Annotated in this window: 25 protein-coding genes; 13 read left to right on the top strand and 12 right to left on the bottom strand. The window is 52.5% G+C overall.

Annotated features, from left to right (window positions below):
* Positions 1 to 26 precede the first annotated feature (26 nt).
* Both hslV and hslU read left to right on the top strand, forming a co-directional pair.
* Positions 27 to 581: an ATP-dependent protease subunit HslV gene (hslV, locus tag AAC632_RS03385; protein WP_340262636.1), complete on the top strand. Its 555-nt coding sequence runs from the start codon at positions 27 to 29 to the stop codon at positions 579 to 581.
* Entirely contained in the window at positions 578 to 1,891 is a 1,314-nt protein-coding gene (gene hslU, locus AAC632_RS03390) for an ATP-dependent protease ATPase subunit HslU (protein WP_340298130.1), read from the top strand. The genes hslV and hslU overlap by 4 nt, the downstream gene beginning before the upstream one ends.
* 3 nt (positions 1,892 to 1,894) lie before the next feature.
* On the opposite strand, the gene AAC632_RS03395 is transcribed toward hslU, so the two are convergent.
* Genes AAC632_RS03395 through AAC632_RS03405 form a run of 3 tightly spaced genes read right to left on the bottom strand, consistent with a single transcriptional unit; the run spans position 1,895 to position 4,099 of the window.
* The gene (locus AAC632_RS03395; protein WP_340298129.1) at positions 1,895 to 2,479 is read right to left on the bottom strand and encodes a Smr/MutS family protein; all 585 of its coding nucleotides are present in this window, start codon (positions 2,477 to 2,479) and stop codon (positions 1,895 to 1,897) included.
* 3 nt (positions 2,480 to 2,482) lie between these two features.
* Positions 2,483 to 3,418, bottom strand: coding sequence for a murein transglycosylase A (mltA, locus tag AAC632_RS03400; RefSeq protein ID WP_340298128.1), 936 nt, complete (start codon positions 3,416 to 3,418; stop codon positions 2,483 to 2,485).
* A gap of 21 nt (positions 3,419 to 3,439) precedes the next feature.
* A complete protein-coding gene (locus AAC632_RS03405; RefSeq protein ID WP_340262627.1) occupies positions 3,440 to 4,099 on the bottom strand; it encodes a Tim44/TimA family putative adaptor protein in 660 nt (219 codons plus the stop codon).
* Positions 4,100 to 4,245: 146 nt separating this feature from the next.
* Here AAC632_RS03405 and AAC632_RS03410 point away from each other — a divergent pair, with 146 nt between their 5' ends.
* Both AAC632_RS03410 and secB read left to right on the top strand, forming a co-directional pair.
* Complete coding sequence (locus tag AAC632_RS03410) at positions 4,246 to 4,707, top strand: FxsA family protein (RefSeq protein ID WP_340298126.1); 462 nt, start codon at positions 4,246 to 4,248, stop codon at positions 4,705 to 4,707.
* Positions 4,708 to 4,763: 56 nt separating this feature from the next.
* Positions 4,764 to 5,270 carry a protein-export chaperone SecB gene (gene secB / locus AAC632_RS03415; protein WP_340298125.1) on the top strand — a complete coding sequence of 169 codons (507 nt, stop codon included), beginning with the start codon at positions 4,764 to 4,766 and terminating at the stop codon, positions 5,268 to 5,270.
* 3 nt (positions 5,271 to 5,273) lie between these two features.
* Here secB and dnaQ read toward each other — a convergent pair whose 3' ends face one another.
* The 4 genes from dnaQ to AAC632_RS03435 are packed head-to-tail and all read right to left on the bottom strand — an operon-like array spanning position 5,274 to position 7,973.
* Complete coding sequence (gene dnaQ / locus AAC632_RS03420) at positions 5,274 to 5,960, bottom strand: DNA polymerase III subunit epsilon (RefSeq protein WP_340298124.1); 687 nt, start codon at positions 5,958 to 5,960, stop codon at positions 5,274 to 5,276.
* Positions 5,960 to 6,550, bottom strand: a complete 591-nt coding sequence (coaE, locus tag AAC632_RS03425; protein ID WP_340298122.1) for a dephospho-CoA kinase — start codon at positions 6,548 to 6,550, stop codon at positions 5,960 to 5,962. The genes dnaQ and coaE overlap by 1 nt, the downstream gene beginning before the upstream one ends.
* On the bottom strand, positions 6,547 to 7,380 hold the full coding sequence (locus tag AAC632_RS03430; RefSeq protein WP_340298120.1) for a shikimate dehydrogenase: 834 nt from the start codon (positions 7,378 to 7,380) through the stop codon (positions 6,547 to 6,549). The genes coaE and AAC632_RS03430 overlap by 4 nt, the downstream gene beginning before the upstream one ends.
* Complete coding sequence (locus tag AAC632_RS03435; protein ID WP_340298119.1) at positions 7,377 to 7,973, bottom strand: Maf family protein; 597 nt, start codon at positions 7,971 to 7,973, stop codon at positions 7,377 to 7,379. The genes AAC632_RS03430 and AAC632_RS03435 overlap by 4 nt, the downstream gene beginning before the upstream one ends.
* A gap of 529 nt (positions 7,974 to 8,502) precedes the next feature.
* Between AAC632_RS03435 and rho the strand changes: the two genes are divergently transcribed.
* From rho to AAC632_RS03465, 6 genes are read left to right on the top strand one after another with little or no spacing between them, the layout of a single operon-like run.
* Positions 8,503 to 9,774, top strand: coding sequence for a transcription termination factor Rho (gene rho / locus AAC632_RS03440; RefSeq protein WP_317657073.1), 1,272 nt, complete (start codon positions 8,503 to 8,505; stop codon positions 9,772 to 9,774).
* Position 9,775: 1 nt separating this feature from the next.
* Complete coding sequence (mnmE, locus tag AAC632_RS03445; RefSeq protein ID WP_340298117.1) at positions 9,776 to 11,077, top strand: tRNA uridine-5-carboxymethylaminomethyl(34) synthesis GTPase MnmE; 1,302 nt, start codon at positions 9,776 to 9,778, stop codon at positions 11,075 to 11,077.
* A gap of 10 nt (positions 11,078 to 11,087) precedes the next feature.
* Positions 11,088 to 12,962, top strand: a complete 1,875-nt coding sequence (gene mnmG, locus AAC632_RS03450; RefSeq protein ID WP_340298115.1) for a tRNA uridine-5-carboxymethylaminomethyl(34) synthesis enzyme MnmG — start codon at positions 11,088 to 11,090, stop codon at positions 12,960 to 12,962.
* On the top strand, positions 12,959 to 13,585 hold the full coding sequence (rsmG, locus tag AAC632_RS03455; protein WP_340298113.1) for a 16S rRNA (guanine(527)-N(7))-methyltransferase RsmG: 627 nt from the start codon (positions 12,959 to 12,961) through the stop codon (positions 13,583 to 13,585). The genes mnmG and rsmG overlap by 4 nt, the downstream gene beginning before the upstream one ends.
* On the top strand, positions 13,578 to 14,369 hold the full coding sequence (locus AAC632_RS03460; RefSeq protein WP_340298111.1) for a ParA family protein: 792 nt from the start codon (positions 13,578 to 13,580) through the stop codon (positions 14,367 to 14,369). The genes rsmG and AAC632_RS03460 overlap by 8 nt, the downstream gene beginning before the upstream one ends.
* Positions 14,370 to 14,378: 9 nt before the next feature.
* Positions 14,379 to 15,302, top strand: coding sequence for a ParB/RepB/Spo0J family partition protein (locus tag AAC632_RS03465; RefSeq protein ID WP_340298109.1), 924 nt, complete (start codon positions 14,379 to 14,381; stop codon positions 15,300 to 15,302).
* On the opposite strand, the gene hemW is transcribed toward AAC632_RS03465, so the two are convergent.
* The 3 genes from hemW to rph are packed head-to-tail and all read right to left on the bottom strand — an operon-like array spanning position 15,299 to position 17,773.
* Positions 15,299 to 16,462 carry a radical SAM family heme chaperone HemW gene (gene hemW, locus AAC632_RS03470; protein ID WP_340298108.1) on the bottom strand — a complete coding sequence of 388 codons (1,164 nt, stop codon included), beginning with the start codon at positions 16,460 to 16,462 and terminating at the stop codon, positions 15,299 to 15,301. The genes AAC632_RS03465 and hemW overlap by 4 nt on opposite strands.
* Entirely contained in the window at positions 16,449 to 17,060 is a 612-nt protein-coding gene (rdgB, locus tag AAC632_RS03475) for an RdgB/HAM1 family non-canonical purine NTP pyrophosphatase (protein ID WP_340298107.1), read from the bottom strand. The genes hemW and rdgB overlap by 14 nt, the downstream gene beginning before the upstream one ends.
* The gene (rph, locus tag AAC632_RS03480) at positions 17,060 to 17,773 is read right to left on the bottom strand and encodes a ribonuclease PH (RefSeq protein WP_340298106.1); all 714 of its coding nucleotides are present in this window, start codon (positions 17,771 to 17,773) and stop codon (positions 17,060 to 17,062) included. The genes rdgB and rph overlap by 1 nt, the downstream gene beginning before the upstream one ends.
* Before the next feature lie 116 nt (positions 17,774 to 17,889).
* Here rph and hrcA point away from each other — a divergent pair, with 116 nt between their 5' ends.
* Positions 17,890 to 18,954 (top strand): heat-inducible transcriptional repressor HrcA, encoded by a 1,065-nt coding sequence (hrcA, locus tag AAC632_RS03485; protein ID WP_340298105.1) that lies wholly within the window; start codon positions 17,890 to 17,892, stop codon positions 18,952 to 18,954.
* 10 nt (positions 18,955 to 18,964) lie between these two features.
* Positions 18,965 to 19,537: a nucleotide exchange factor GrpE gene (locus AAC632_RS03490; RefSeq protein WP_340262593.1), complete on the top strand. Its 573-nt coding sequence runs from the start codon at positions 18,965 to 18,967 to the stop codon at positions 19,535 to 19,537.
* Here the strand turns inward: AAC632_RS03490 and mutS are convergent.
* Entirely contained in the window at positions 19,534 to 22,167 is a 2,634-nt protein-coding gene (gene mutS / locus AAC632_RS03495; RefSeq protein WP_340298103.1) for a DNA mismatch repair protein MutS, read from the bottom strand. The two genes, AAC632_RS03490 and mutS, sit on opposite strands and share 4 nt — an antisense overlap.
* A gap of 119 nt (positions 22,168 to 22,286) precedes the next feature.
* Between mutS and AAC632_RS03500 the strand changes: the two genes are divergently transcribed.
* Positions 22,287 to 24,548: an NADP-dependent malic enzyme gene (locus AAC632_RS03500; RefSeq protein WP_340298101.1), complete on the top strand. Its 2,262-nt coding sequence runs from the start codon at positions 22,287 to 22,289 to the stop codon at positions 24,546 to 24,548.
* Positions 24,549 to 24,578: 30 nt separating this feature from the next.
* Here the strand turns inward: AAC632_RS03500 and dnaJ are convergent, their stop codons facing one another.
* Positions 24,579 to 25,730 (bottom strand): molecular chaperone DnaJ, encoded by a 1,152-nt coding sequence (gene dnaJ / locus AAC632_RS03505; RefSeq protein ID WP_340298098.1) that lies wholly within the window; start codon positions 25,728 to 25,730, stop codon positions 24,579 to 24,581.
* Between the last annotated feature and the right edge of the window lie 67 nt (positions 25,731 to 25,797).

Below are 25,797 nucleotides of genomic sequence, written 5' to 3' on the forward strand. Positions count from 1 at the left end.
ATTGAGCGGAACATGAAAGGGTAAACATGTCGAATAGTTTTCCAGATTGGCATGGCACAACCATTATCGGTGTGCGCAAGGGTAACGAGGTTGTGGTTGCAGGTGATGGTCAAGTCAGTCTTGGCCAAACCGTGATCAAAGGCACAGCACGCAAAGTCCGCCGCCTTTCCCCGGGCGGGTATGAGGTGGTCGCAGGATTTGCAGGGTCGACAGCAGATGCGTTTACCCTGCTTGAGCGTCTCGAAACAAAGCTTGAGGCAACACCAGGCCAATTACAGCGCGCCAGTGTTGAATTGGCGAAAGATTGGCGCACGGATAAGTATTTACAAAAGCTCGAGGCGATGTTGATCGTCACAGATGGATCCGAGCTCTATGTCATCACGGGCGCGGGCGATGTTTTAGAACCAGAACACGGGATTGCCGCGATTGGGTCGGGGGGAAATTACGCATTGGCCGCGGCCCGCGCGATGATGGATAGCGATAAGTCCGCCGAAGATGTGGCCCGCCGCGCAATGGAAATTGCGGCTGATATTTGCGTCTATACCAATGGCAACCTCACAGTGGAGCGGATCACAAAATGACCGACCTGACCCCCCGCGAAATCGTATCGGAATTGGATCGTTTCATCATTGGGCAAGCCGACGCAAAGCGCGCGGTGGCGGTTGCCCTGCGCAATCGGTGGCGGCGCAAGCAACTTGGGGATGATTTGCGTGATGAAGTTTACCCAAAAAATATTCTAATGATCGGGCCGACTGGGGTGGGTAAAACAGAAATCAGCCGCCGTTTGGCGAAACTGGCCCGCGCCCCGTTTCTCAAAGTTGAGGCGACAAAATTTACAGAGGTGGGCTATGTCGGTCGTGATGTCGAGCAGATCATCCGTGATCTGGTCGATGCCGCGCAAATTATGGTGCGCGACCATATGCGCGAAGAAGTTACCGCCAAAGCGCACAAAGCCGCCGAAGATCGTGTGATCGAGGCGCTTGCGGGCACCGATGCGCGCGACCAAACCCGCGAGATGTTCCGCAAAAAACTTCGCTCAGGGGAATTGGACGACACTGTCATTGAATTGGAAGTTGCGGATCAATCCAACCCAATGGCCATGTTTGAAGTTCCAGGCCAGCCGCAAATGGGGCCAATGGGCGGCGGCATGAACCTTGGCGATATATTCGGCAAGGCCTTTGGCGGGCGGAAAATCCGCAAGAAGATGACTGTGGCGGCGAGCTATGAAATCCTTATCGGTGAAGAAGCTGATAAGCTTTTGGATCAAGAAACAGTCACGAAAGAGGCCATTCGGGCCGTTGAAGAAAATGGCATCGTCTTTATTGACGAAATTGACAAGGTCGCCGCGCGCGCGGAAACCCGCGGGGCGGATGTCAGCCGCGAAGGGGTGCAGCGTGATCTATTGCCTCTGATTGAAGGGACAACAGTCTCGACAAAACATGGGCCAGTGAAAACAGACCATATCCTGTTCATTGCCTCTGGCGCATTTCACATCGCAAAACCCTCTGACCTGTTGCCAGAACTTCAGGGGCGTTTGCCCATACGGGTAGGATTGCAGGCACTGACTGAGGATGATTTCTCCCGCATTTTGACAGAAACCGATAATGCCCTGACCCGCCAATATTCCGCTTTGATGGCGACCGAAAACGTGACTGTTGAGTTCACCGAAGATGGGATCAAAGCCTTGGCCAAAATCGCGGCAGATGTGAATAAATCGGTCGAGAATATCGGTGCGCGGCGCCTTTATACCGTGCTGGAGCGTGTTTTCGAGGAGCTGAGCTTTACCGCGCCTGACAGAAGCGGCGAAGGCGTGGTCGTTGATGAAAAATATGTGCAAACCTATCTCGCCGACTTGGCAGGTAAGGCCGATCTTAGCCGCTATGTGTTATAGTCTCTATTTCCTGAGATAGACATAGAGCGCACCCGCCCCGCCATGGCGAATATGCGCCTCACGAATATCAAGGATATAGCCCGCGATTGATGGGTGGCGCAGCCACCGTGGCACGTTTTGCCGCAATACCCCACGGGCGGGCGCAATCGGGTCATAATGGGGGCCGCTAGACAGATTGCCCTTACCCGTAATCACAAGGGCCAAACGATATCCACGCGCATGGCAGTCAAGGATAAATCGCTGCAACGCAGGATGGGCTTGGGCCTGTGTCATGCCGTGAAGGTCAATTTTCGCCTCTGGCTGCAACTTTCCCCGCACCATGCGGCCATGCAATTTTTTATCCATACGAACGGGGCGCTTTTCGGGCGGGTTTTGCGGTTTCTCAGATGGGGCTGTCAGCCCAATGTCAAAGTCACTGAGATCTAACTTTGGCGTAAAATCGACAATCTCACGCGGGGGAATGGCCGCCGTGTCGGGTTTTGCAAGATAGAAATTGGCGGCGGCACGTTTCAATGGCTTAGCACTGCGTGCAACGCGATCCCATAAAACGCGGTCTTCGCTGCTTAGGTTTTTTGGTTTTTTCGCCATGGCTTATCCTGCCCATCCATTGGGCAAATCATGACCCTTGGGCCAAAGCACGGTCAAGCTGGCGGGTTCATTTATTGCGCCCGCACTCCTGCCCGCAGCATCACCTGATCCACAGAAAATATCGGCCCGCTGCGCGCCTTTAATGGCAGAACCACAATCTTGGGCAAAATAAATCCGCGCCGCACGCGTCTCGCCTGCAACCATGACGGGCAGACCATAAGGGATATATGCGGGATCAATCGCAAGCGAGCGGTTCGCGGTCAAAACCTGCCCTGTGGCACCGACCGCGCCATTTTTGTGATGCGGTTCAAAGAAGATATAGGAGGGGTTTTTCTGTAAAAGCGCGTCCATTTGGTCGGGATGGTGCCTCAGCCAATCTTTGACCCAATCTGCGGTGATCTGTTTCGCACTGATTTCGCCCATCGCGACCAATTCAGCCCCAATGGAACGATAGGGATGCCCGTTTTTTGCCGAAAACCCAAAGCGGCGCGTCTCACCATCTGGGTAGGTCACGGCAACAGATCCTTGGATATGGCAAAAATACTGGTCTATGCGCGAGTTGAGATAGACCAGTTCCAATCCTTGCGCCGAAAGCAAGTTGCCCGCTTCGATTTCGGCGCGTGTCGCCCAAATCTCCGGCATATCTTTTGGGGCGGCGTACAGCGGGAACCTGTATTCAGCATCTGGCGCGGCGCGGGCGGGCAAAACGGGTTCATAATATCCCGTGATATGTCCTGCAAAGGCGGGGCCAAGTTTGAGAGGCTGAAAATTTGATTGAAAAAACGCGCGGGCCTGTGAGGGGCGAACACTGCGGGCGGCTGTCACAAGGTCAGCTATCGCCAAATCCGTTTGAGATTGGAAAATTGAAAGGATTTCGGCGTAATCCTCGTCATCCCAACCCAAAAGATCGGAAAATCCTATGGGTTGGGGATAAGTCACCACGCAGTCCTTACGCTAGGATCAGCCGCCTGTGGCAACCAAAACCCAATTTGGATTGCGGCTTCCCATTTCGCGGGCGAAGGTCCAAACGTCCCGCTGGCGTTTGATTTCGGTTGCGCTGCCTTCGACAATTTCACCATCAGAGTTGCGCACCACAGAGGTCAGTTCTGCAGCGAAGCGAACCGTGACCTCACCCTCGCGCGAGGTGACGTCAAACTGGGCTTCTTGAACAGCGATATCATTGAGGCCCACAAAGTTTGCTTCAATCTCAAGGCCTTGCGCACGGCGCGCTTCGATAACCTCGTCAAAGCTCTCGGCAACCTCGGGGGATAGGAAATCGCGCACTTCCGAAATATCGCCACGTTCAAACGCCATGAGAATCATTTCATAGGCGCCGCGCGCACCAGTCAAAAATTCTCCCACCGCGAAACTGGGCTCTGCGGATTTCATCGCGGCCAAGGCACGGGCGCTTTCTGATCCTTCAGGAACATGATCGGTGATATCCCGATCAGGGCCGCCCTCGATCACCTCAAAATTACGGGATTGTGCAGATTTTGAGGTTTTTACGACTTCGGGCGATTTCTCAAACCCCTCACGCGTGCCAAGAACGGCGCGCAACCGCAGGATCAAAAAGATCGCGATTGCCGCGAGAACCAAAAGGGAAAGAAATGATGAGTTCATGTGGGTCTCAATCCAATTTTGATACAGGCTAATGTTGCCGCAGGGGTTTTAGACTGCGCTTGAGGTTCATATGTAGGGAGGGAAGGGGGCCAAGTCCATGAAGCTGGGCGCGGTTTTACCGACTATCTGCGGGAAAGGCTGAAAAAATGTGGCTATTTGTTCTTTTTCTAGCGATTCCGCTGATTGAGATTGGCTTGTTCATACAAATTGGCGGATTTATTGGGTTATGGCCAACCTTGGCTGTGGTCGTTTTAACGGCAATTTTGGGGACATGGTTGGTCAGATCACAAGGATCACTGGCGCTGTCGCAAATCCGCACCAGCTTTAACGAATTAAATGACCCAACCGAGCCGCTGGCCCATGGGGCGATGATCCTAATTGCGGGCGCCCTGTTGCTAACACCTGGATTTTTCACCGATGTGATTGGATTTTCCTTGTTGGTGCCGCGCGTTCGACAATTTTTGATCCTTCAGGTCAAATCACACATAAAAACCACCAGTTTTCAAAGCCAAGCCAATTTTCGCAGCCAATCTGGCACAATCATAGATGAAGATGGCGAGATCTTAGATACAGACCCGCATGGCCCATCGGGGTGGACACGGCATTGAGGCTTTTGGATCGGGCTGTTAAGACGCCTTAAAAATTTGCCTTTGGGAGATGAAAAATGGCGAAAAAAGATGCGGATGCAGCGCAAGACAGCGCAACACAACAACAACCCGTAACGCCGCAAATGAAAATCTTGGGACAATTCGTGCGAGATTTGTCGTTTGAGAACATCGCAGCGCAAAAATCGGTTCAAGGCGCGGGTCAGCCCGACATTCAATTGCGTGTCGCGCTCGATGGCGGAAAGCGGCCCACGGAAAAGCAGTATGACGTCATCGTAAAAGTGACGATTGAAGCGAAAACCAAAGGGGACGCCCCTGAACCAATCTTTCGCGTCGACCTTGATTATGCTGGTATTTTCCACATCGACAACGTGCCCGAAGAACAGCTCCACCCGTATCTGATGATCGAATGCCCTCGGATGCTTTTCCCGTTCATCCGCCGCATCGTTTCAGACGTCACGCGGGACGGTGGGTATTTGCCGCTGAACCTCGACACGATTGATTTTGTTGCGCTTTATCGCAATGAATTGGCGCGCAAAATGACCGAACAAAAGGCAGATGCCTAAGCGTTAACGCATCCAAACAGCCTTGTCGCCCATCTCGGAGATAAAGTCATGATGGGCGGCGGTTTCCTCATCTGTTAAACGCGGCTTAAGGGGTTCTGGCCGCGCAGAGGCGCGCCGCATTGGCCGTACAACATCACGATCTTTGTCCTGATCATCTGGCGAGAGGGCAAAGTCAGGCTGCTTGCCCCCGATCAACTCGAAATAGACCTCGGCCAAGATTTCCGAATCCAAAAGCGCGCCGTGTTTTTCGCGCATAGAATTATCGACACCAAAACGGCGACATAGGGAATCAAGGCTTGCGGGTGATCCAGGGAATTTGCGCCGCGCTATAGCCAACGTGTCGATCGCCTGATCATTTGGCAAAAGCGGTTTGTTCACCCATCCAAGTTCTGCATTCAAAAACTTCATATCGAAGCTTGCATTGTGAATGACCAGCTTTGCATCACCGACAAAATCCAGAAAATCTTGCGCAATGGCGGCAAAAACTGGTTTATTGGCCAAAAACTCATCGCCCAATCCATGCACGTTAAACGCCTCTTGCGGCATCGCGCGTTCAGGGTTGATGTATTGGTGGTATGTCTTGCCTGTTGGCAGGTGGTTCCACAATTCAACCGCGCCAATTTCGACAATGCGGTGGCCTTCGGACGGCTCAAACCCTGTGGTTTCGGTGTCTAGAACAATCTCGCGCATCACGTTGCCCTTGCCGTTAAATCGTTGATCAAATCATGCACGGCTTTGCGCGCGCCCTCAAAGCTATTTGTTTCTATCACATAATCCGCGTGGGCAATTTTTTCAGAACTTGGCATCTGGCGCACAAGAATTTGATGAAATAGCTCAGGATCCATTCCCGCTCGTGCCATGACGCGGGCTTTCTGCGTTTGGGCATCAGTGGTCACAACCAAAACGGCATCCAGCCATTGATCCGCACCTGTTTCATAAAGAAGCGGAATGTCACAAACAATCAGGGACTGATCTGCATGGTCGTCAATGAATTTGGCTCGATCTGCGGCGACGAGAGGGTGAATATGAGATTCAAGCCAATTGAGCGCGTTCAGGTCTGTTTTGACCCAATTTTTCAATGCTACACGATCCACCGCGTCATTTTGGATCAACCCCATATTCAACGCTGAAAGCAGTGCCACCGCAGCGCCACCTTTGGCATAAAGTTTGGCCACTGTCGCATCGGCATCCCACACAGGAACACCCGCCTCACGAAACATATCTGCGGTGGTGCTTTTGCCCATCCCGATTGAGCCCGTAAGACCAAGAAGAAAACTCATTTCGCCAAAACCGCGCGGCGCAGATCATCGGTCACAGCGGGCTCTTTTCCGAACCATTTCGCAAAACCAGGCGCGGCTTGGTGCAACAGCATCCCCAAACCATCAACTGCGATTGCGCCCATGGCGCGCGCTTGTTTTAAGAGATCCGTTTCAAGAGGGGCATAAACGATATCGTTCACAACGGCGGTTTTTGGTAAATTACTCAAATCCGCCGCAAGGGGTGGCTGGCCTATCATGCCCAGCGATGTGCTGTTCACCAGAAGGTTACAATCCCCAAGAAGGCTTGGAAGATCTGACACCTCATGCATAGAAACACGATCCCCAAATCGGGCAGATAGGTTTTTCGCACGATCAAGATTACGGTTCAGCACCCGCACCTGCGGTGCGCCTGCCTCTAGCAAAGCATAGATGACCGCCTTTGCCGCGCCGCCCGCGCCAAGAATAACAGCAGGGCCATCCTTTGCATCGAATGCGGGCGCGTTTTGTTGAATATTGGCAAGAAATCCGTAGCCATCGCTGTTATCAGCCTCGATTTTGCCATCTTTGTGAAAGGTTAGGGTATTGGCGGCGCCAATCGCACGCGCGCGATCAGTGACAATATCGGCCAAATCCAAAACGGTTTCTTTATGGGGAATCGTCACATTTGCGCCAACAAACCCCATCCGCGGCATCGCAGCCAGAACCTGTTCTAAGTCGGTAGATGTTACATGCAGCGGCACATAATGGCCCGAAATCTGATAGGCCCGCAGCCAAAACCCATGCAACACGGGGGATTTGCTATGATCAATTGGGTCACCAATAACAGCCGCAAGTGGCACCGATGCTGTCATCTTTCTATAAAACCTCGCAGCGCCAAGAAGTTCAAAACCTCGGTGAGTGGCAGGCCCAAAACATCAAAATAGCTGCCCTCGATCCGAGAAAACAGGCGAATGCCCTCGGATTCAAGCATATAAGCGCCAACTGCCTGTGCGATATCGAGCCAATTGCGGGAAAGGTAGGCGTCAAGATAGCTGTCACTAAATTCTGCCATAAAGAGACGCACGACACCAATATGGCGCCAAATTGGCTGAGCCTCGTGATAGATCACCGCAGCGGACATAAGTTTGTGCGATTTTCCACGGAGCATCGTCAATTGCGCGCGCGCGTCCTCCAGACTGTCTGGTTTTGATAGAACATTACCCTCAAATTCCAAAATCTGATCACAGCCAATAACAACAGCGTCAGAATTTTTTCGCGCAAGTTTGGCGGCTTTCGCCTCGGCCAATTGATCTACCAAATCGCGTGGCGGGGCACCTTCGGCCAACAATGATGTCTTTAATGACGATTCATCGATTCGCGCATTTTCTGCGATAAATGACACCCCAGCGTTCTGCAAAAGCTGCTGTCGGATTGCCGATTGGGACGCCAAGATGATTTTTTGCATTGGATAATTCCGTGGGAAGTCTTGGGGATAACCCTTTGGATCAAGTGATGACATAGTCGCATGCGCCGCTTCAACCACAGGTTATTGCTGCGAGGCGAAAAATTATCTTTCGGTTATCCACGGGTGTAATTTCTATCCTAGTAGATCGGAAAAAATACGACAGACACGGACATATCCCAATTTTTTCCACAGCTTTTCACTCGTATTTTTTCGCTAACTATCTGATATTATTTATTTTTATAGAATTTAGATTTGTGGGGGTAAATATCATACCCAGTGGAGTGCTTGTTGATAAGATAATGATAACTAAGTTTCCAAAGTTTTGCACCGCACAACTAAATCATCACCCTTTTCTTAAAATTATTATTTTCTTTTTTAACATTGGCAAAATTTTACGCGCTGAGCTGCAGATTGACTTGAGTTCCATCTCTGCGTAGAAGACAGGCCAAGCGGTCATCCGATCTCTATCCTTCCCAATTGTGCAAGAGCCCTTAAACGCGATGCGTCTCAAGGGACATATGGAACTCTCATGACAGTTAATTCTCTCAACCTTGCTGATCTAAAGGCAAAATCACCTAAAGATCTTCTATCTATGGCAGAAGAGCTGGAGATCGAGAACGCCTCGACCATGCGCAAAGGCGACATGATGTTCGCTATTCTCAAAGAGCGCGCTGAAGAAGGGTGGGATGTTTACGGCGATGGTGTTCTGGAAGTTTTGCAAGACGGGTTCGGGTTCTTACGCTCACCCGAGGCCAATTATCTCCCAGGCCCGGACGATATTTACGTATCGCCTGATATGATCCGTCAGCATAGCTTGCGCACGGGTGACACAGTCGAGGGTGTGATTGCTGCACCACGCGAGACAGAGAATTACTTTGGCCTCACCAAAGTTTCCAAGATCAATTTTGAGGTGCCAGAAAAGGCGCGCCATAAGGTTGCCTTTGATAACTTGACGCCGCTTTATCCTGATGAGCGGTTGAAGATGGAGATTGAAGATCCAACAATCAAAGATCGTTCTGCACGCATCATTGATTTGGTATCGCCCATCGGTAAAGGCCAGCGTGCCTTAATTGTTGCCCCGCCACGCACGGGTAAAACCGTGCTTTTGCAGAACATTGCGCATTCTATCGAAACGAACCATCCAGAGTGCTATTTGATTGTTTTGCTGATTGATGAACGCCCCGAAGAAGTGACGGATATGCAGCGGTCAGTTAAGGGTGAGGTTGTATCGTCAACCTTTGACGAACCTGCAACGCGTCACGTTGCGGTGGCGGAAATGGTCATCGAAAAAGCAAAGCGGCTTGTCGAGCATAAACGCGATGTTGTTATTTTGCTCGATTCTATTACGCGTTTGGGGCGCGCGTATAACACTGTTGTCCCATCATCGGGCAAGGTTTTGACAGGCGGCGTTGACGCGAACGCCCTGCAACGCCCTAAGCGTTTCTTTGGTGCGGCGCGTAACATCGAAGAAGGTGGATCGCTGACAATTATCGCAACCGCCTTGATCGATACGGGCAGCCGTATGGATGAAGTGATCTTTGAAGAATTTAAGGGCACGGGTAACTCGGAAATCGTGCTGGATCGTAAAGTGGCGGATAAGCGGGTCTTCCCAGCTATGGATATCTTGAAATCTGGCACCCGTAAGGAAGACCTTTTGGTCGATAAGGGCGATTTGCAAAAGACCTATGTCTTGCGCCGCATCTTGAATCCAATGGGCACTACAGACGCGATAGAATTCCTGATTTCTAAATTGAAACAGACCAAAACGAACTCGGAATTCTTCGACTCCATGAACACCTAAGATGCCGGGCTTCATTGCGGATACCATCTTCGCGCTCGCCTCGGCCAATGGTCGGGCGGGCGTTTCCGTTATTCGTGTATCGGGTGCGGAGGCAGTCGATTTATGCTCAAAATTTCTTGGCGGCCTTCCAGATGTTGGTCAATTTCGGCTTCGACCTTTCAAGAACAAAGACCAGATTATTGACCATGTTTTGGCGTTGCGATTTCAGGCCCCGCATAGCTTTACAGGCGAAGATGTGATTGAGCTGCATTGCCATGGCAGCCCTGCAGTCGTGAAAGCCGTTCTTGCGGCTTTGTCAGAAACTGACCGCGCCCGTATGGCCGAAGCTGGCGAGTTTACCCGCCGCGCCCTTGAAAATAATAAGCTTGATCTTGCTCAGGTTGAAGGCCTGGGTGATCTCATCAATGCAGAAACAGAGGCACAAAGACGCCAAGCCAACCGCGTTTTTTCGGGACATTTGGGAAAATTGGTTGAGGCGTGGCGGCAGTATTTGTTGCGCGCGACAGCTCTCATCGAAGTGACGATCGATTTCGCGGATGAGGAAGTGCCCACTGACGTGACCCCTGAGGTACAGGGCCTTATCACGCAAGTGGTGCAGAGTTTGGATGTCGAAATTGCAGGCAGTTTGGTGGCTGAGCGCATCCGTGACGGGTTTGAGGTCGCTATAATCGGTGCGCCAAACGCAGGCAAATCCATGCTTTTGAACGCTATTTCTGGGCGGGACATCGCCATCACCTCAGAAATCGCAGGAACAACCCGCGATGTGATTGAGGTGCGCCTTGATCTCGGTGGCCTGCCTGTGACGCTACTCGATACCGCTGGCATCCGTGACAGCATGGATATGATTGAATCCATCGGTGTTGAGCGGGCGATAGATCGCGCAAAATCCGCAGATTTGCGGGTTTTTCTGAAATCTAACCCAAAGGAACAGCCGCCCTTTGATCTGGACGTTGATGATATATCCATATTGGGTAAGGCCGACATACAGAGCGGCAGCGGGATTTCCGTATCAGGACAGACAGGTCAGGGCGTGGATGAGTTGATCGCGTTAATTTCAGCGCGCCTATCGGATCGCGCGGCCAATGTTGCCACCGCAACCCATATGCGCCATCGCCAAGCGATGCTTGATGCGCGGCAAGGCCTGGATGATGCGCTGATTGCGCTTGCAAAAGGCGATAGTCACACAGACATAGCTGCGGAATATGTGCGATATGCTATAAGAAAGCTAGATTCGCTGATTGGCCGTGTCGATGTTGAAATGGTCTTGGGCGAAATCTTTTCGCAGTTTTGCCTCGGTAAATAAGAAAAGCGGAGTGTTTCACGTGAAACATCATGATTTCGATGTTGTTGTGATTGGGGGTGGCCATGCAGGTGCAGAGGCCGCTCATACAGCCGCGCGGGCCGGCGCAAAAACCGCGCTTGTCACATTATCCTTAGATAATATTGGCGTTATGTCCTGTAATCCAGCCATTGGCGGCTTGGGTAAAGGCCATCTGGTGCGTGAGATTGATGCCCTAGGGGGTGTTATGGGTTTGGCTGCGGATCGATCAGGTATTCAGTTTCGCTTGCTGAATCGCCGCAAAGGCCCTGCGGTTCAGGGCCCGCGCACGCAATCTGACCGCAGACTATACCGCGCTGCGATGCAAGATCTGCTCGCCAGAACAGAGAATTTGTCAATTATAGCGGGTGAGGTAGCCGATTTTCTTGGCACTGACGAGGCAGTGTCAGGCGTTGTTTTGGCGGATGGTGCCGAGATTTCAGCGAAATCAGTGGTTTTGACAACAGGCACATTCCTGCGTGGGGTTATCCATATTGGCGACAAAAGTATGCCTGGTGGGCGAATGGGTGATAAGCCTTCGGTGAAATTGGCGCAGCGGATCGACAGTTTTGCCCTGCCACTTGGCCGTTTGAAGACAGGCACGCCGCCGCGTTTGGATGGGCGCACGATTAATTGGGATATTTTAGAAACCCAACCCGCGGATGATGATCCTGTCCTATTTTCTTTCCTATCGAATAAGCCACATGTGCGCCAAATTGCCTGCGGTATTACGCATACCAATGAAAAAACGCATGAGATTATCCGCAACAATCTTGGCCGCTCTGCGATGTATGGCGGGCATATTGAGGGGATCGGGCCCCGGTATTGCCCCTCTATTGAAGATAAGATTGTGCGATTTGCTGACAAAACCTCGCATCAAGTGTTCCTTGAGCCTGAAGGTCTAGAGGATCACACTATCTATCCAAACGGGATTTCAACCTCGCTTCCCGCTGATGTTCAGGTGGATTATGTCCGCTCGATGGTTGGGTTAGAGGCGGTTGAGATCCTTCAACCAGGATATGCGATTGAATATGACTTTGTAGACCCCCGCGCGCTTGGGGCCGATTTGCAGGTTAAGGCTGTAAAAAACCTTTATTTCGCTGGGCAAATCAATGGCACAACGGGATATGAAGAGGCGGCCGCGCAGGGGCTTGTGGCGGGTGTTAATGCAGCGCGTTCCGCGCAGGGGCGGGATGTAGTGATATTCTCGCGCCGTGAAAGCTATATCGGCGTGATGATTGATGACTTGGTGACCCGCGGTGTCAGCGAACCCTATCGCATGTTCACCTCGCGCGCCGAATTTCGTCTTTCTTTGCGCGCGGACAATGCGGATCAGCGTCTTACACCGCTTGGTATTGATCTCGGCACAGTGGACGAGACGCGCAAGCGTTTATTCGAAGACAAGATGGTCCAGATTGACGTCTGCTACACCCTCCTGCGGAACCATAATCTGACGCCATCTGAGGGAAAGAAGTACGGGCTAAATATGAACCAAGATGGTCAGCGCCGTAACGGGGTCGAGCTTTTGGCCTTCCCCGACATAGAATTTTCCGATCTTGAGGCCATTTGGCCCGAATTGATCGACCAGAGTGCGGCGACAAAGGCGCAGATTAATCGAGAGGCGCAATATGCCGCCTATATTGAACGCCAAGAGCGCGATGTTCAGGCGCTTAAGCGAGACGAAGCGCAATTAATCCCCGAAACCCTGAATTTTATGGAGATCGAGGGGCTATCAACAGAATTGCGGCAGAAATTGACCAAAGTGCAGCCACGTGATTTGGGGCAAGCAGGCCGAATTGATGGCATGACCCCAGCCGCCTTGACGTTAATCCTGACAAAACTGCGCCAAATTCAACGGAAATCCGCATGACCGAAGGCGAAGCGCAGGTATATCTTAGCTCCGTTGTTTCACGTGAAACATTGGATCGATTGCAGATTTACGTTGATATGTTGGTGAAATGGCAAAAGGCGATCAATTTGGTAGCCCCTGCAACACTACCTGATGCCTGGTCCCGCCATATCGTAGATTCTGCACAAATCTTTCCATTGGCGGCAAAATCCAGTGGAAAATGGCTAGATATGGGCAGTGGCGGCGGTTTTCCTGGATTGGTTTGCGCAATTATTGCAGCAGAAAAATCCCCATATATCAGCTTTCATTTCATAGAATCTGATTTGCGCAAATGCGCGTTCTCGCGGGATGTCGCGCGTCAGGTCGGGATATCTATAAATGTGATGTCCCGCAGGATCGAAGACGCGCCGCCCCAAAATGCTGACATCATTTCTGCCCGCGCGCTTAGCGATTTGTCCAAGCTTTGCACGCTGTCCTATCGCCATTTAGCAACAGATGGGCAATGTTTGTTTTTAAAGGGCCAATCTGCCCCGCAAGAAATCGACACCGCAAAGGAATCGTGGCAGATGTCGATCAAGACTCATCCGAGCGTAACCAGTGACGACGGTCAAATCATAGAAATAAAGGAATTACGCCGTGTCTGAACGCGCCTCTCTACGAATTATCGCGATTGCCAACCAAAAAGGCGGGGTTGGAAAAACAACCACAACAATCAATCTTGGCGCCGCATTGGCTGCAATGGGCAAACGTGTTTTGCTGATTGACCTTGACCCACAGGGCAATGCCTCGACCGGGTTGGGTGTCGAAGATCGTGATCTCTCAAGCTATGATTTGCTGATTGAGGGAGCGAAACTAGCGGATGTGACGCAGAAAACCAAGGTTGATGGCATTGATGTTGTCCCCGCGACAACCGATCTCAGCTCGGCTGATGTTGAACTCAGCGATAATGAAAAACGTATTATCCTATTGCGCAATGCGCTTAGCGCGGCGGATTTGCGCGCCTATGATTATGTTTTCATGGATTGTCCGCCATCCTTAAGCCTTTTAACAGTTAACGCTTTGGTCGCTGCGGATTCTGTCTTGGTGCCCCTTCAGGCCGAATTTTTCGCATTGGAAGGTTTGTCACAGCTCATGTTGACAGTGCGCCAAGTTCGTGAGGGTGCAAATTCGGAGTTGCGCATCGAAGGCGTGGTTTTGACGATGTATGACCTTCGGAATAACCTTTCAAAATTGGTTGAAGATGATGCACGGCAAACCTTGGGGGAATTGGTTTATGAAACCAAAATCCCGCGCAATGTTCGCCTGTCTGAAGCGCCATCCTTTGCGCAAACTGTTTTGGATTATGATGCAACCTCAACAGGCGCGCTTGCCTATAAGGCGCTTGCAGAAGAAATCGTGGCGCGCCACGATGCGGTAAAGTTGCGCTAGGAGAAGATAATGAGTAAACGGGATAAACGCGGTTTGGGGCGTGGTCTGTCTGCGTTGATGCAAGACTTTGATGTGGGGAAGAGCCCAACCTCGAATGCCGCGCCAGCGCAAGATATCGAGGGATCGCAACCTGCCCCAGCGCGCCGTGCGGATACCAAACTGCCGATTGAACGTATTCGTCCTAATCCCGAACAGCCGCGCCGTAATTTCACCCCAGAAGCACTGGAGGAGCTTGCCGCATCGATTAAGGAAAAGGGCATTATTCAGCCTCTTATCGTGCGCGCCGATCCAAACCATGATGGTGATTATCAGATTGTTGCTGGCGAACGCCGCTGGCGCGCTTCGCAAATGGCGCAATTGCATGAATTGCCCGTCATTATTCGGGATTTCACAGATGTTGAGGTTCTCGAGATCGCGATTATCGAAAATATTCAGCGCGCTGATCTGAATCCAATCGAAGAGGCAATGGGGTATCGGCAGCTGATTGATCGTTTTGGCCATACCCAAGAAAAACTGGCTCAGGCGATGGGGAAAAGCCGCAGCCATATTGCAAACTTAATGCGTCTTTTGCAGTTGCCTGATGATGTGCAGGCTATGCTGCGCGAAGGGCGCCTGTCAGCGGGTCACGCGCGTGCCCTGATCACAACGCCTAATGCCTTGGAACTGGCACGCGAGATCATTGCCAAAGGGTTATCGGTGCGCGAGGCGGAAAAACTGGCAAGCGCGGCAGGCGATAAATCTAAATCTCCGCGCCCAACAGCACCAAATAAAGACGCTGATACCCGCGCGATTGAGGCGGATTTGTCAGCCGTCTTGGGGATGAAGGTGGATATCAGTCATGATTTAGGGTCTGGGGCTGGTAAGATCTTAATCATCTATAAAGATCTCGAAGCCTTGGATGAGCTGATGCGCCGTTTGGGGAGCGGGGCCTAGGCCAATAAGCCGCGCAACACGCCATTCAGCACGGGCCGTCCAGACGCAGTGCAACTCAGCCTGTCGCCATTTAGATCGATTAACCCTAAATCTTTGAATTCATTCAACTTTTCTAAATTAACTGCTATATTTGATAGGTTTTTGATCCGTGCAAGAGATACGCCTTCACTGAGGCGTAACCCCATCATTAACGCCTCAACAGCTTGATCATACGAAGAAATTTCTTCCCGTGCGGTTTCACCTGAACCCGTTCGGTTCACTTGATCCAGCCACAGATTTGGCGAAAGCGGTGTCGCTGTCGCGTATTTCACGCCGCCGAGCGTTAAACGCCCATGGGCCCCAGGCCCTATGCCGAGATAATCGCCGTAGCGCCAATAAACCAAGTTATGCCGAGACTGCGCCAAATCGCTGGCATGGTTGGACACCTCATATGCCGGCAATCCCGCACTATCGCAGAGTTCTTGGGTCACATCATACATATCAACGGCCAAGTCTTCAGTGGGTAGGCCATCGAGCTTGCCGATCTTGGCACGTGCGCCAAAGGCGGTGCCCTCTTCGATTGTGAGCTGATAGGCGGATAAGTGATCTAACCCTAAAGAGAGGGCGCGGCGCAACTCCGTGCGCCAATCCTCTAGGCTTTGATGCTGCCGCGCATAGATCAAATCAAAACTGACACGGGGAAAGATGCCGCGCGCAATGTCAAAGGCGCGCAAGGCTTCCTCGGCGCCATGCAGGCGACCGAGTGCTTTGAGATCAGGGTCATTTAGGGCCTGGATGCCCATAGACAGTCTCGAAACGCCCGCTTCGTGATACTGTTTAAATCGACTTGCCTCCGCAGAGGTCGGATTGGCCTCTAGGGTAATCTCTAGACCATTTGCCGCGGGCCAGTGCTGTAAAATCCGCGCGACAATGGCGTTGACCAGATCCCCATCCATCAAAGATGGCGTGCCGCCGCCAAAAAACACCGACTTTAGAACGCGCCCGCCGCATTCAGCGGCCAATCGATCAATTTCACTCAGATAGGCATGTTTCCAGCGTGATTGATCAATGGACTGCGATACATGCGAGTTAAAATCGCAATAGGGGCATTTAGCCTGACAGAAGGGCCAGTGGATATAAATCCCAAAGCCGCCATTTTCCCAATCGTCACGCTTGTTCAAACAGGCTCACCAATTTCGCAAATGCATCAGCGCGGTGACTGATTTTGTTTTTTTCCCAACGATCCATCTCACCAAAGGTGATGTCATAGCCTTCGGGTTGGAAAATCGGGTCATAGCCGTGTCCTTGGTCACCCCGCATTGGCCAAACCACCTGACCCGCCATAACGCCTTCGAATATCTCGTCATGGCCATCGGGCCATGCAAGGACAAGCGTGCAGCAAAACCGCGCGAGGCGTGGATGTGGGGCGTTTGCAGCCTCTAGCTCATCATGGGCGCGCTGCATGGCAATTACAAAATCGCGCCCGTTCGGGGTTTCGGCCCAATCAGCCGTGTAAACACCAGGAGTATTTCCAAGCGCGTCAATCTCAATACCGCTGTCATCGGCCAAAGCGGGTAGACCTGTTGCCTTGGCGGCAGCATGGGCCTTGATCCGCGCGTTTTCGATAAAAGTTGTGCCTGTTTCTTCGGGTTCGGGCAGATCGTGATCCTTGGCGGACACGGTCTTGATGCCAAATGGCGTCAAAAGCGCAGATATTTCCTCAAGTTTGCCTTGATTATGGGTGGCCACAAGCAAAGTGTTTGAGGTGAATTTCCGCATCACGCAACCGCCGCGTTTTGCGCCAAAACAAGCTCTGCAACGCCTTTCGGAGCAAGCTTTTGCAATTCTGCGAATTCATCCAAGGAAAAAGTCGCTGACTCTGCGCTGGCTTGAATCTCAATCAGCTTACCTGCGCCGGTCATAACAAAGTTACTATCGGTTCCAGCCTCTGAATCTTCGGGGTAATCGAGATCAAGAACAGGTTGGCCCGCGTAAATGCCGCAAGAGACGGCGGCAACATTATCCAAAATCGGGTCAGATGTAATGGCGCCAGAGGCAAGCAGCTTATTCACAGCAAGTCGCAATGCGACCCAACCCCCGGTGATAGAGGCGCAGCGCGTTCCACCATCCGCCTGCATAACATCGCAGTCGATGGTAATTTGACGTTCACCCAACGCGGAGCGATCCACGCCCGCCCGCAATGCGCGACCAATGAGACGCTGAATTTCCTGTGTGCGTCCCGATTGTTTGCCAACCGCAGCCTCACGCCGCCCCCGCGTATGCGTGGCGCGTGGTAGCATCCCATATTCAGCGGTGACCCATCCCAAACCAGAATTTTTCAAAAAAGGCGGCACGCGCTCTTCGATTGTGGCGGAACACAGAACATGGGTATCGCCGCATTTGATCAAACACGACCCTTCCGCATGGCGCATCACGGCAGTTTCAATAGAAATTTTTCGCATTTCATCTAGGTTTCTGCCTGAAGGACGCATAAATATCTCCTTGTGATCCACCTCTGTGGGATAGTCGCAGTAAAGGGGCAGTTGCAAGCAGGATTGATCATCTGCGGCCCATTCGCAGAAATTAGGTGATGATTTGGGGCTGAAGAATGAGTGAAACATCACAAATTCTCGCTGAGTTGAGCGAGAGATCGCGCGAAGTTTTTCGCCGCGTGGTTGAGGGCTATCTTTCCACTGGTGAGCCCGTTGGATCACGCAGCCTGACCCGCAACATGACCGAACAGATTTCAGCCGCCACTATCCGAAATGTGATGCAGGACTTGGAATATCTCGGCCTGCTCGACAGCCCGCATATTTCGGCGGGGCGTGTTCCCACCCATTTGGGACTGCGCATGTTTGTGGATGGGTTGCTTGAGATTACCGAACTCGGCGAAGACGACAAAACCCACCTTGATGCGACAGTTCAAAGCAATTCCGACACGGTTTCAACGGCTTTGGATCGGATTGGCAAGGCATTGTCGGGCATCACCCATGGCGCCAGTTTGGTGCTTGCCCCGAAACACGAGGCGCCGATCAAACATGTTGAGTTTGTATCCCTCTCAACCGAAAAAGCCCTTGTTGTTTTGGTGTTCGCCGATGGCCATGTTGAAAATCGGCTATTCACCCCACCGCCTGGATTGACGCCAAGTGCGATGCGCGAGGCTGCGAATTTTGTGAACGCATGGGCAGAAGGGCGCACCGTTACAGATTTGCGCGCGGTGATGGAGCAAGAGGTCAAAACACGCCGCCGCGAGATTGATGAAATTGCAAAATCGCTAATTGAACAGGGCTTGGCGATTTGGGAAAATTCTGGTCATCGGGGCGAGCGCCTTATTGTTCGCGGGCGGGCGAATCTATTGGACAATGCGCCAGAAATTGCAGATCTCGAACAGATCAAATCCTTGTTTGATGATCTCGAACGCAAGCGGGACATCGCGGAATTTCTTGATTTGACCGATCGCGGCGATGGTGTGCGCATTTTTATTGGGTCTGAGAACAAGTTATTCTCACTTACGGGTTCCTCTTTGGTTGTCTCTCCCTATATGAACTCGGAACGGAAAATTATCGGCGCTGTGGGCGTGATTGGGCCAACGCGCATCAATTACGGTCGGATCGTGCCGATTGTGGATTACACGGCACAGTTGGTTGGGAAATTAATTTCTGATCGTGCATAAGAGGTGAAAGATGGCAGAGCCACAGGAAGAGCAATTCCTTGATGATATTGACGCGCCTGAGGAAGATATCGACCTTGCTGAAGGCATTGGCGAAGATGTTGATACCAGCCCCGAAGGCGTTATTACTGCGCTGACCGAGGAGCGGGATCAGCTGCGCGATCGTTTGTTGCGCGTCATGGCGGATTCCGAAAATCTGCGCAAACGTGCCGAGCGGGATCGCCGCGAAGCCGAGCATTATGGCGGCACCCGCCTCGCCCGCGATTTGTTGCCTGTTTATGACAACCTCAACCGCGCTTTATCGGCTGTTGGCGATGAGCAACGTGATGTTGCTGGCAGCGTGATTGAAGGTATTGAGCTGACCTTGCGCGAGCTTCTGAATGTTTTCTCAAAACATGGCGTGACAGTCGTGAAACCCGAAGAGGGCGACCAATTCGATCCGCAAATGCATCAGGCGATGTTTGAGGCCCCCGTTCCAGGCACGACAGCGGGCCAGATCATTCAGGTTATGACCGAAGGATTCCTGTTGCATGATCGCCTTTTGCGCCCTGCGCAGGTGGGTGTGTCATCAACACCGAAATCCTAATCTTTTATCAACGCCTTTAGGTCGTAAATCAAATCGAGCGCCTCGCGCGCCGTCATCTCATCTGGATGCACGGCGTGCAGGCGATCCTCAAGCGGGGATGATTTGGGGGCCTGTGGCGCAGGCTGTGCGGTAAAGAGCGGCAAATCATCAATCAGCGATTTCTGCGCGCCGCCCTCACGATCATTCTTTTCCAGTTTCTTCAAAACTTCTTCGGCGCGATGAATCACCGCAGGCGGCAATCCTGCAAGTTTCGCAACCTGAACCCCATAGGATCGATCCGCGGCGCCTTCGCGTAATTCGTGAAGAAAGACGATCTCACCTTCAAATTCTTTGACCGCAACGGTTGCATTGCGCGCGCCTGATAGGGTGCCCGCAAGCGCGGTTAATTCGTGGTAATGGGTCGCAAAAAGTGCGCGGCACTTATTAACATCATGTAGAAATTCGAGCGTGGCCCATGCGATCGACAGCCCGTCATAGGTGGCTGTCCCGCGCCCTATCTCATCAAGGATAACCAAGGCGCGATGATCGGCTTGGTTCAAAATCGCGGCTGTTTCCACCATCTCGACCATGAAGGTCGACCTGCCGCGCGCTAGATCATCAGAGGCCCCAACGCGACTGAAAACTTGGCTGACCAATCCCAGTTTTGCCGATCTTGCAGGCACAAAACCGCCCATTTGCGCCAAAATCACAATCAATGCGTTTTGCCGCAAATAGGTTGATTTACCCGCCATATTGGGGCCAGTCAGCAATTGTATGGCGGCGGCATCACTCTGCGGGGATAGCGCGCAGTCATTTGGAACAAAGCGATCTTTGCTGCCGTGAAGCGCGTCCTCAACCACAGGATGGCGACCTGCGACAATATTAAAATCGCGATCTTTTGTAATCTCTGGCCGCACCCAATCTTGTGCCCGCGCGATATGCGCCAAGGCTAGATAAAAATCCGCTGATGCGAGGGCAAATGCGGCGCGCATGACGGGATCAAACTGCGCTAAAATCTCTTGGCGCAGCGTCTCAAAGATTTGTTTCTCAATCTCAATCGCCCGCGCGCCAGAATTAAGGATCTTCGTTTCGAGTTCTGACAAGTTGACTGTGGTAAAGCGCACCGCATTGGCCGTGGTTTGGCGATGGATAAACTGCTCGGACAGGGGGGCAGATAGCATCTTTTCCGCGTGGGTGGCGGTCGTTTCTATGAAATAGCCAAGCACATTGTTGTGTTTGATCTTAAGGGATGGAATGCCTGCCGTGCTAATATAGTCGGCTTGCATTTTTGCGACAATTCCACGCCCCTCATCCCGAAGGGCGCGCATCTCATCCAGCTCAGGGTGATAGCCTGACGCAACAAATCCCCCATCGCGGGCGAGTAAAGGCGGCTCCTCAATCAGGGCATCTGTCAGCAGCCCAATCAGGGGTTCATGATCGACCAGATCAGTCACTAAATTGTGCCATAACGAGGAAAGTTCGATCCCACCAAGCTGTGCTGCCACCTCCTGCGCTTGGCGCAGACCAGAACGGATTGCGGCCAAATCCCGTGGACTGGCCCGATCCAAGGACAGGCGTGACAGCGCGCGTTCCATGTCAGGAACTTTCCGTAAAATCTCGCGCAGCCTTTCTGAAATCCAAGAATTCGTCAGCGCAAAGGTCGCCGCATCATGTCGAGCTGTGATTTCGTCAAAATCTGTGGACGGGGCGGAAAGGCGCCGCTCCAACAAACGCCCACCTGCACTGGTCACAGTTTTGTCGATCACCGCCAAAAGACTGCCTTTGCGCCCGCCCGACAGCGATTGTGTAATTTCCAAATTTTTCCGCGTTGCGGCATCAATCAACATCACCCGCGTCAAAGATTGCCGCTGTGGCCGTTGCAAGCGGGGCAAATTGCCTTTCTGCGTGATGTCCAAATAATCGACCACCGCCCCCATGGCGGAGAGATCAGGACGTTCAAACTGGCCAAAGGCCTCTAGGCTGTCGACTTTGAACAAATCGGTGAGCCGTGTTTCTGCGGATCTGCTGTCAAAACTTGACGGTGCAAGGCGTGTCACGCTTGCGCCAGTTTCTTCGATTAAGGCAATGCGGCTAGGATCAAGGTTTTCCGAGATAAGAATTTCGCGCGGTGCGAGGCGTGCCAATTCTGGGCCAAGCCGTGCGGGGGTTACGGGCATCACCCAAAACCCCCCAGTCGACATATCGCACCATGCAAGTGCGGCTGATCCGTCCCGTGATTCAAAATAAGCCGTTAGATAATTGTGGCACCGCGCGTCAAGCAGGCTGTCCTCGGTCAAAGTGCCCGGGGTGACAACCCGCACGACATCGCGCTTAACAACCGATTTTGATCCGCGCTTTTTCGCCTCGGCGGGGTCTTCGAGCTGTTCACAGACGGCAACGCGAAATCCTTTGCGGATCAATGTCAGCAAATAGTTCTCAGCCGCATGAACGGGCACACCGCACATAGGAATGTCTTCGCCCAGATGTTGACCGCGCTTTGTTAGGGCGATGTCCAATGCCTCGGCGGCGGTGACAGCATCATCAAAAAACATCTCATAGAAATCGCCCATGCGGTAAAACAATAACGCATCCGCGTGGCGGGCTTTCACCTCAAGATATTGCGCCATCATTGGCGTGATTTGGCCTGTCATTCCTGCCCCCTTCTTTGGGCTTACCCTACTGTCTCTGCGGCATTGTTTGAAGGGACAAAAGAGATGCGTTGTCGCTACGGTCAAGGGATTGTAAACCGAATGAAAGAGGAGGCGAATTTATGGCAAATAAACCAAAGGTCACGCGTGAAGAGGCTTTGGCCTATCACTTGGAACCCCGCCCTGGGAAAATTGACATTTCCGCGTCAACGGCCATGTCGACCCAACGGGATCTCAGCCTTGCTTATTCGCCAGGTGTGGCCGTTCCCTGCGAGGTGATCGCGCAAAAGCCCGAAACCGCTTATGATTATACTACCAAGGGCAATCTGGTTGCCGTGATCTCAAACGGGACAGCCGTTCTAGGTCTTGGAAATCTAGGCGCACTCGCCTCAAAGCCCGTGATGGAAGGTAAAGCGGTTTTGTTCAAACGCTTTGCCGATATCAACTCGATTGATATCGAGCTTGCCACGGAAGATGTCGATGAATTCGTGAACGCCGTGCGCCTGATGGGGCCCACCTTTGGCGGGATTAATCTTGAGGATATCAAGGCCCCCGAATGTTTCATGATTGAACAGCGTCTCAAGGAAGAAATGGATATTCCCGTCTTTCATGATGACCAACACGGAACAGCGGTGATCTGTGCGGCGGGTTTGATCAATGCGCTGCATTTGACGGGCAAAAAAATCGAAGATGTCCGTATCGTTTTGAACGGTGCAGGCGCGGCAGGGATCGCCTGCCTTGAGCTGCTGAAATCCATGGGGGCGCAGCATCAGAATTGTATTATTTGCGACACGAAAGGTGTGGTTTACCAAGGCCGCACGGAAGGGATGAACCAGTGGAAATCGGCCCATGCGGTGAAAACCGATTTGCGCAGTCTTGAAGACGCGATGCGCGGCGCTGATGTTTTTCTTGGTGTTTCGGCAAAAGGGGCGGTCACGCAAGACATGGTCAAATCCATGGCCGAAAACCCTGTGATTTTCGCCATGGCAAATCCTGATCCAGAAATCACGCCAGAAGAAGCCCACGAGGTGCGCCCAGATGCGATCGTGGCCACGGGGCGCAGTGATTACCCCAATCAGGTGAATAACGTTCTTGGTTTCCCGTATTTGTTCCGCGGTGCGTTGGATATTCACGCCCGCGCCATCAATGATGAAATGAAAATCGCCTGCGCGCGCGCCTTGGCCGAACTTGCGCGCGAAGATGTGCCTGATGAGGTCGCAATGGCCTATGGTGAAAAGCTGTCTTTTGGCCGCGATTATATTATCCCCACACCTTTTGACCCGCGATTGATCTATACGATTCCACCCTCTGTTGCGCGCGCGGGTATGGATACGGGCGCAGCGCGGCGGCCAATCTTGGATCTCGATGCCTACGCCAATGATTTGCAGGCGCGGATGGATCCGACCTCCTCCATCATGCAGGGCATTTATGCCCGCGCCCGTAATGCGCAAGCGCGTATGATTTTTGCCGAAGGGGACGATATTCGCGTCTTGCGCGCCGCGGTGGCCTATCAGCGCAATGGTTTGGGCAAGGCACTGGTCGTTGGGCGTGAGGCTGATGTCGCGGAAAAACTCTCAGCGGCGGGTTTGGCGGATGCCGTGTGCGAGCTTGAGATCGTGAATGCCGCAAAAACGCGTCACTTAGATGCTTATAAAGATTTTCTTTACAACCGCCTGCAACGCAAAGGCTTTGATCGGCATGACATCCATCGTCTGGCCGCGCGAGATCGTCATGTGTTCTCGGCTTTGATGCTTGCACATGGGCATGGGGATGGTCTGGTCACAGGGGCCACGCGAAAATCCGCGCATGTTTTGGGCTTGATTAACCATGTTTTTGACGCCTCCGCCAAGGATGGCGCGGTTGGTATCACGGTGCTGATGCATAAGGGCCGTGTTGTTTTGGTGGGCGACACGCTTGTCCATGAATGGCCCGAAGCCGAGGATCTGGCCCTGATTGCCAAGCGCGGGGTAAATGTTGCGCGTATCTTGGGCCTTGAGCCGCGTGTCGCTTTTGTCAGTTTTTCAACATTCGGCTACCCTGTCTCTGAGCGCGCGGTGAAAATGGGGGATGCCCCTGCGATTTTGGCGCGCGAGGGGGTTGATTTCGAATTTGATGGTGAAATGGCGGTGGATGTTGCGCTTAATCGGGACGCGATGCAGCAATATCCATTCTGTAAACTCTCTGGCCCTGCTAATGTTTTGGTTGTTCCTGCGCGTCACTCCGCCTCGATTTCCGTGAAATTGATGCAAGAAATGGCGGGGGCTACGGTCATTGGCCCGATTTTGACAGGGCCAGATCGGCCTGTGCAGATTTGTTCAACTGTTTCCACCGCCAATGACATTTTGAATATGGCTGTCATGGCGGCGTGTGAAATCGGAAAATAACAAAAACCCCCGCAACAGCGGGGGTTTACGTTAGTTTTTCAGATCATCGAAAAAGCTTTTGACCTTGTCAAAGAAGCCTGACGCGTGGGGGTTATTCCCCTTATTCAAGCTTTCCTCGAATTTCCGAAGCAGGTCTTTTTGCTCGGAATTCAAGTTCACAGGCGTCTCAAGCGCCAATTCGATATACATATCACCTGTACCATTGCCGCGAAGTGCGGACATACCTTTGCCGCGCAAACGCATTTGGCGACCAGATTGCGCGCCTTCGGCCACCTTCACGCGGCTGCGTCCGCCATCAATGCACGGCACCTCGACATCGCCACCCAAGGCAGCGGTGACCATCGACACGGGCACGCGGCAATAAAGATCAACGCCATCGCGTTTGAAAATTGGGTGTTCGGCGACTTCGATGAAAATATAAAGATCACCCGCTGGCCCGCCGCGTAGACCTGCTTCGCCCTCGCCCGAGCGGCGAATGCGTGTCCCTGTTTCAACACCAGGGGGCACTTTGATGGAAAGATGACGATCTTTTTGTTCACGACCTGCGCCTCCGCATGATCGACAGGGGTTTTTCACAATTTGACCCACGCCTGAACAGGTGGGGCAAGTGCGTTCCACAGTGAAAAAGCCTTGTTGCGCGCGGACTTTGCCCATGCCCGAACAAGTGGGGCAAGTAACGGGTTCAGATCCGCCCTCTGACCCGCTGCCCGAGCAGCTTGAACACGTTACGGCAGTGGGAACGGTAATCTCACGGCTGAAACCCGCATAGGCTTCTTCCAAGGTGATCCGCATATTATAGCGCAAATCAGAGCCGCGCGTGCTGCGCTGACGCCCACCGCGGCCACCGCCACCGCCCATGAAATCGCCAAAAAGGTCTTCGAAAACATCAGAAAAGGCGCTAGCGAAATCACCGCCTGCGTGAGGGCCGCCCGCACGGGGGCCGCCTGCCATACCGCCATCAAACGCCGCATGACCAAAACGATCATAAGCCGCTTTTTTATCGGCATCTTTCAGAACTTCGTAGGCTTCATTCGCTTCTTTGAACTGCGCTTCCGCATTCGGATTGTCAGAATTGCGGTCGGGGTGTAGTTCTTTCGCCTTTTGACGATAGGCTTTCTTGATTTCTTCAGGCGAAGCGCCACGCGCCACACCCAAAACATCGTAATAATCGCGCTTCGACATCGGTAGACACCCTTTTCTTAACGCATAGACCAGCCAAGGCACACCCCAGCTGGTCTATCGGGATCAA

Origin of the sequence: Roseobacter sp. HKCC-CH-9351 (assembly GCF_037830295.1) — a bacterium.
Lineage (GTDB): Bacteria > Pseudomonadota > Alphaproteobacteria > Rhodobacterales > Rhodobacteraceae > M30B80.